The sequence below is a fragment of the Streptomyces sp. SAS_272 genome, assembly GCF_052543235.1.
This window is the reverse complement of record NZ_JBMNDR010000173.1, coordinates 1-5,839: the sequence shown is the minus strand read 5'-3', so window position 1 is coordinate 5,839 and position 5,839 is coordinate 1. Positions and strand designations below refer to the sequence as shown.

General features: G+C 68.7%; 3 protein-coding genes. 1 reads left to right on the top strand and 2 read right to left on the bottom strand.

Annotation, left to right across the window (positions count from 1 at the left end; translation table 11 throughout):
* Positions 1–197: 197 nt before the first annotated feature.
* Entirely contained in the window at positions 198–881 is a 684-nt protein-coding gene (locus tag ACN6LD_RS41725; RefSeq protein WP_319189800.1) for an NYN domain-containing protein, read from the top strand.
* On the opposite strand, the gene ACN6LD_RS41720 is transcribed toward ACN6LD_RS41725, so the two are convergent.
* Positions 798–2,477 carry a hypothetical protein gene (locus ACN6LD_RS41720; protein ID WP_445045891.1) on the bottom strand — a complete coding sequence of 560 codons (1,680 nt, stop codon included), beginning with the start codon at positions 2,475–2,477 and terminating at the stop codon, positions 798–800. The genes ACN6LD_RS41725 and ACN6LD_RS41720 overlap by 84 nt on opposite strands.
* A partial coding sequence (locus ACN6LD_RS41715) for a hypothetical protein (protein ID WP_445045890.1) occupies positions 2,474–5,839 on the bottom strand: 3,366 nt, incomplete at its 5' end. The genes ACN6LD_RS41720 and ACN6LD_RS41715, both read right to left, overlap by 4 nt.

The window sequence follows — 5,839 nt, the reverse complement described above, 5'->3', positions numbered from 1 at the left end:
CCGCGGACACCGGAACCCGCCCCCTGGCCGCCCCGGGCTCAACCGCTTGAAGCATTCTCACCGGTTCACTACACTGTGTAGTGCCCCCGCTGCTAGCGTCGCTTCTGGAAACAGACCTGTGGCCCCCAGCGGGGTTTTTCTGTGCCGTGCCGTCGGGGCCACGCCGGGGTCACGTTCTTTCGCGAGGGGGGCGGAGGGTGGGATCGGGTTGCCTGGTTCTGGTCGACGGATGGAATCACTACATCGCCGCCTTACGGTGCTTCGGGTACCGGTCCGCCGCTGAGTTCCCGCTCGACCGGCTCGCCCTGCACGTGGCCGCCGAGACGGGCGCGGACGCCGTCAGCGGAGCCGCCGTCGTCATGGCCCTCCCGGACCGCAACCGCCCCGAGGAGGCACCGGAGTTCCACGCCTGGCGCAAGCGTCTGCGCAAGCTCCGCAACTACGGGGTGCACCACGAACCGGCCCGTTTCAGCTACCACCAGCCGGCGTGCTCACGGTGCAGGACGTCGTTGGACCGCAATGTGACGTGCGGGAACTGCGGGGCGTCGAACACCCCGGCGGGGCGTCGCAAGGAGAAGGGCGCCGACATCAGGCTCGCCTCCCTCGCCCTGCGCGGCGCCTGGCAGCAGGAGTACTCCACGCTGATCGTCCTGTCCCAGGACTCCGACTTCGGCCCGATGGTGCAGGAGGTCAAGAAGGTGCACCAGTCGCAGGGCCGGCGCTACGACCTGTACTCCGCGTTCCCGACGTGCGCCCGACCCGACCATGAGCATCGGGCCGTTCCCGGCACCCGCGAGCTACGGCTGGATTCCGGCGTCTACGGCGCTCTGATCGAACGCCCCCGCATCCACGTCGACGACTGGCGCCCGCAGGCTCCCTGAGGACTCGGAGGACTCGGAGGACTCGGAGGGCTCGGTGGACTCGGACTGCGGACCCTGGTCCGTCGGCCGAGCCAGCCAGCGCAGCACGTCCCCGCAGTACTCACGGAACTGCGTCATGAGCAGCGGAGAGGTGCCGGAGCGCCGGTTGTGCGCCATCGGAGTGCGCACCCGCGCGATCAGCTCCAGCCTTTCCTGCCATTCGTTCTTCGAGTGACCGAGGACAGGCCGCAGTTGCTCCCAGTGCATCATGATGACGGCCAGCAGGTCCTGCGGGTAGGCGTAGTCGAGCGGGCTCTCGTCCGGAGCGAGCTCCCCGAAACCCCGTCGCACCCGCTCCTGCCGGTTCTCGCAACTCTCGATCAGCCGCTTCTGGCACTCCCTGAGCTTGACGAGCCACAGGTCGCCGTAGGCGGCCTGCAGCGCGGCGGTCAGACCGGCCCGCAGGCCGGTCTCCGTCGCCTGCCACAACGGCCAGTCGTCCGACTTCCGTTCCAGCAGCCCGAGATACTCCTGGAAGCTCTCAGAGAACCCCTCCCAGCCGTCGGCCGTCGGCCGGATGACGCCCTCCCTGGCCAGCCGCTCGGCGTCCTGCGGCTGTGCGGTGACCTGAGGTCCGAAGAGGATCTCCAGAAGGGTGGTGAGCCGGTTCTCGTCGCGCAGCAGTTCCAGCATCTGCTCGTGGTGGCGGACCGTCAGGTGGCTGCACGTCGCGACGGCCTCGCCGAGGTGGTGCGGCAGTTCGGCGGGCGACGGGATCCCGTGGGCCGCCCACCTGTCGTGCAGCACGGACAGCAGCGCGGATGCCAGAAACGGCTGACCTCCGACCTCCCGGCCCAGCCAGGCCAGCAGCGGCTGTCCCAGATCGGCGTCGATGTGCGGCGATCTCGCGAGCAGCGCCGTGAGTTCCCGGGCGTCGAAGCATCCCAGGGTCACCGGGAGCCCGAAGATCTGCGGGAAGGTGGACAACTCCGGCGTCGACCGCACCACGATCTCCGCCAGGTCCCGCCGGGAGGTGGTGATGAGAGCGACCCGCACATCCGGCTCGTAGGCGAGGGCGCGGAGGAATTCGTAGGGAGCGGAGCGCCGGAAGACGTTCCGGGCGGCGTCGAACTCGTCCAGCACGGCCACGACCTGGTAGCGGAGATACCGCAGCCGGCGCATGTAGGTGCGCATCCGCATGCGCATGTCGTCCCAGGACACGGCCGTGGACAGGGACTCGTACAGGGGATCCAGCCGGTCGCCGTGCAGGCCGCGGTCCGACATCCAGGTCTGCACGGCATAGGCGAGTTCACGGAAGAGCGACTGCTCGGAGTCGCAGCCGCTGACCGTGATCCACACCGGCACGAAGGTCAGGCCCCGGACGCTGCGTCCGGTGGCCAGCTGGTCGTGGACGTGCCGGGCGAGGCTCGACTTGCCGACCCGAGGTGGTCCGACGATCGACACCGAGGCCGTCTCCAGCGAGGTGAACGTCCGGTTGCGGATCGAGCTGAACGCCGTGGTGCGGCCGACGAACTCCGGTCCCGCGACGGGGGAGCCGTACCCCGCGTAGGGGTTGCCGATCAGGTCCCGAGGGCCGTCGGGCTCCGCCGCGTTCACGCCCATCGATGCTGCAGCCACTGGCTGAAGAGCCCGACGCTGATGCGGTAACGGTTGCCGAAGAGACGCTGGAGCACTTCCCGGCGCTCCAGGTCCTGGATGACCCGCTCGGCCTCCGGATGGGCGTCCGGGTCACCCACGTGGTACATGGCCCGTCCGACCTCCCTCCGGGTCGCCCGGAGGACGTCCATCACGAGTTCGCCGCTGATGTCGGTGACCTCGCTGTCGCCCGGGGTGAGCAGGTTGTCGAACTCGTTCTCGCCCAGAGCCACGATGAGCCGGTCCGCGACCACCTCGACGTCCGCGGGCCCGATGGCCGGCCCCCGCACGTCGTCGCTGTTCATGTAGAGCACGAGCTCGTGACAGAACAACTGGATGTAGTAGGGGCTCCGGCCGGTGAGTTCGAGGATGCGGTCCACGGCGTTGCCCCGGTACCGGCTGGCTCCGTCGGGTAGCCGGATCGGGTCCTCGATGAGCTTGCACGCGTAGGAGCGTTCCAGATACGACACCCGGGCCTCCGTGGCCACCTGGAACTCGTTGGGGAACTCCTGGATGAATCGCGGCATCAGATCGTTGCCCACCAGGACGCAGCGGAAGAACCCCCTCTCGAGCATGGCCTTCCAGCCCTTCATGAAGCTCTCGGGCAGGTTCCGGCTGCGGATCTCCTTGTGCACCATGCTGAACTCGTCGATCAGCAGCACCAGATGGCTGTCCGCGAGGGGCGGTGTCGCCTTCAGCCACGCGACCAGCCGACGCATGTACTCGATGAACTTCTGCTGGGGGGCGAGCCTGATCTGTTCCAGGCTGGGCTCGGGGAGCGGATCGGTCTCCCAGCCCTCGTCCATGACCAGATTGCTGATCGACCAGTGGAAGTCGTCGCCGATGCGGTAGAGGAAGTCGGCCAGGGAGATGTCGCCCGCCAGGTCCTGGATGCTGAAACTCACCGGGAGACTCGGCAGCGTCAGCTTCTCCCGCAGGTGGAAGAGCACCGACGACTTCCCGGCGCGCTTCTGGCCGTAGACGATCACGCTTCCCCGGTGGGGGCCCGTCACCGTCTCCGCCAGGTTGGCGATCAGCGGGTCGCGGCCCATGAACATGTCCGGGTTCTCCACCGGCAGGCCCGCGCTGTACGGGTTGGGGATCTCGGTCCACTTGGTGTCGGTGTGCAGCCGGATCGACTTCGGCTCCACCTCGGCCTCGACCCGGCGCTGCGAGCGCAGCGTGAACCCGATCCGGCTGACCAGGGTGATCAGTTCCTGCTCGATGGTGGGCTTGCCGGCGACCAGGGAGATCTGGCAGGTCTTCGACTCGCCGGCCCCGATGGACTCGGCCACCGCGATCGTGGCCTCCGTGGCCGTGTAGTCGTCACTGGGCAGGACGGTCAGCACGACGTTGCTGACCGGGCTCGCCCCCGGCTCGTTCGACACCTCCAGCTGGACGTCCACCCGGCCGCCGCTGGGCAGGTACCGGTCGACGACCAGTTCCACCTTCAGGTTCTCCGGCTCCACGCTCTGCTGGTACGCCTCGAAGTGCTTCCTGAGCTCCGTGTCGAGCGCGCACAGGTAGGGGTGCAGGATCTGCAGCGACAGCGCTGTCGGGGCGCTCTCGTACTCCTCGACATGGGCGCGGATGGTTCTGCTCGTGCCGCCGAAGAGCCGCTCGCGTTCGACGTACACGCTCTGCCGGACGTACTGGCGCAGTTCCGTGACGACCGAACGGCAGTGCTCGATCCTGGCGCGGTCCGTCGCCGAGGCCAGACCTATGACCTCCTCGGCGATCCGGTCCAGCTCCGTGGTGTGCCGGTCCAGGGCCGTCAGGGCCGGTACCGTCTCGGCCAGCACGCTTATCTGGTGGTAGACGTTCCGACGGTGGACGTCCTCCTTCGCCGCGGCGAGCCACGCCTGCGTGAAGCTGGACTCGTCGGTCACCGTGACGTCGTCGTCGAGGTGGTCCGTCAGCGCCTTCTGGAAGATCTCGCGTGTGGTCCGGTCCGCCCACACCCGCCTGATCAGACGGGTGACCGTCTCGCCGACCGTCGGGAGCGAGAGCAGCGTCACCAGGACCACCCGGGTCAGGTGCTTCTCGGCCATCACCAGGGCCAGCGCCTTCTCCAGGGACGGCAGCCGACGCGCGTCGAGCAGTTGCACGCCGCTGTGGGTGAACGACATCACCAACTGCCGGAGCTTGACGTCCACCAGGTCGTCCCAGTCGCTCTTGACGCTCACCGACTCGAGGTAGTAGGTCCGGATGACGTCCGGGTTGCCCTTCGCCTCGATGGCGCACGCGTCCCCCATCGCGGCCGCGAAGTAGCGCAGCCGGCTGCGGAACCGGTCGTCCGTGCTCCCGAGATCCCGCATGATCCGGGCGGCCGAGAGGTTGTAGTCGGCGCGCTCACGGGGGAAGTTGCTGTTGAGCCGTCCCTTGGCCCGCCCCGAGACCAGGTCGTCCAGGCGTTTGATGTCGTCTTCCGTGAACGTCCGCTTGGCCACCTTCTCCGCGCGCACGCCCCGGTACTCACAGCGGTCCAGATGGAAGGTCAGCAGCGGACTGAGGTGGGACGTGGCCGCGTACTGGAGCTGCACCACGGCATCGACCTTGGAGTAGACGTTCGTCTCCATGGCCTGGATGAGCTGGTCCAGGGCGGCGCGCAGCGGCAACTGCTGGGGATCGCGCTGGAGTTCGGCCTCCAGCAGCTTCCTCGCCTCCTGCGGCTGGAAGGTCTTGAGCAGCGCCATGGCTATCCGGCCCACCAGTCGCACCCGCTCGTCGCCGGCGGCTGGGCCCCGGCCGAGCATGACGCGCAGCTCGGCCAGCGCCTCCTCCCACCGCCCTGCGTGTTCCAGGATGGTGCTGCGCTGCTGGGACCAGTTCCAGAGTTCGGCGTCCGTCACGAACAGGTGCTTGTGCTCCTGGAGGAGCGCCAGAGCCTCGTCGCGGCTCTGCAGTCGGGTCGACAGCAGGTTCACCAGTCTGCGCACCGCGCGGGCACGCTGGTCTCCCTGCTCGATGGCCTGCTGGAAATGGCGCTTCGCGGCCGGGTAGTCCTTGCGGCGCTGCGCGACCTCGGCGCGGGCGAAGGGGCCCTTGTCCTGCGGGGCGCCGTTGTGCGTCTGGTGGGTTTGCAGGGCGGCGGTCGGGGCGGAGGAGCCGGGGGCGCCGACGGTCTGGGAGAGGTATTTCTCCGCACCCCAGGTCAGGGAGTGAAGGGGTGCGAGGGACTTCAGCGTGGTGAGCGCCTGCCGGGCCGAGATCACGTCCCCGCGGTCGGCGCAGGTGCGGACCTTGTCCGACAGGGCGCGCACCTGCGTGTCGTCGAGCCCCGGCGTCCGGACCTGCGGGTCCGGTGCCGGTGCCGCGGGCGG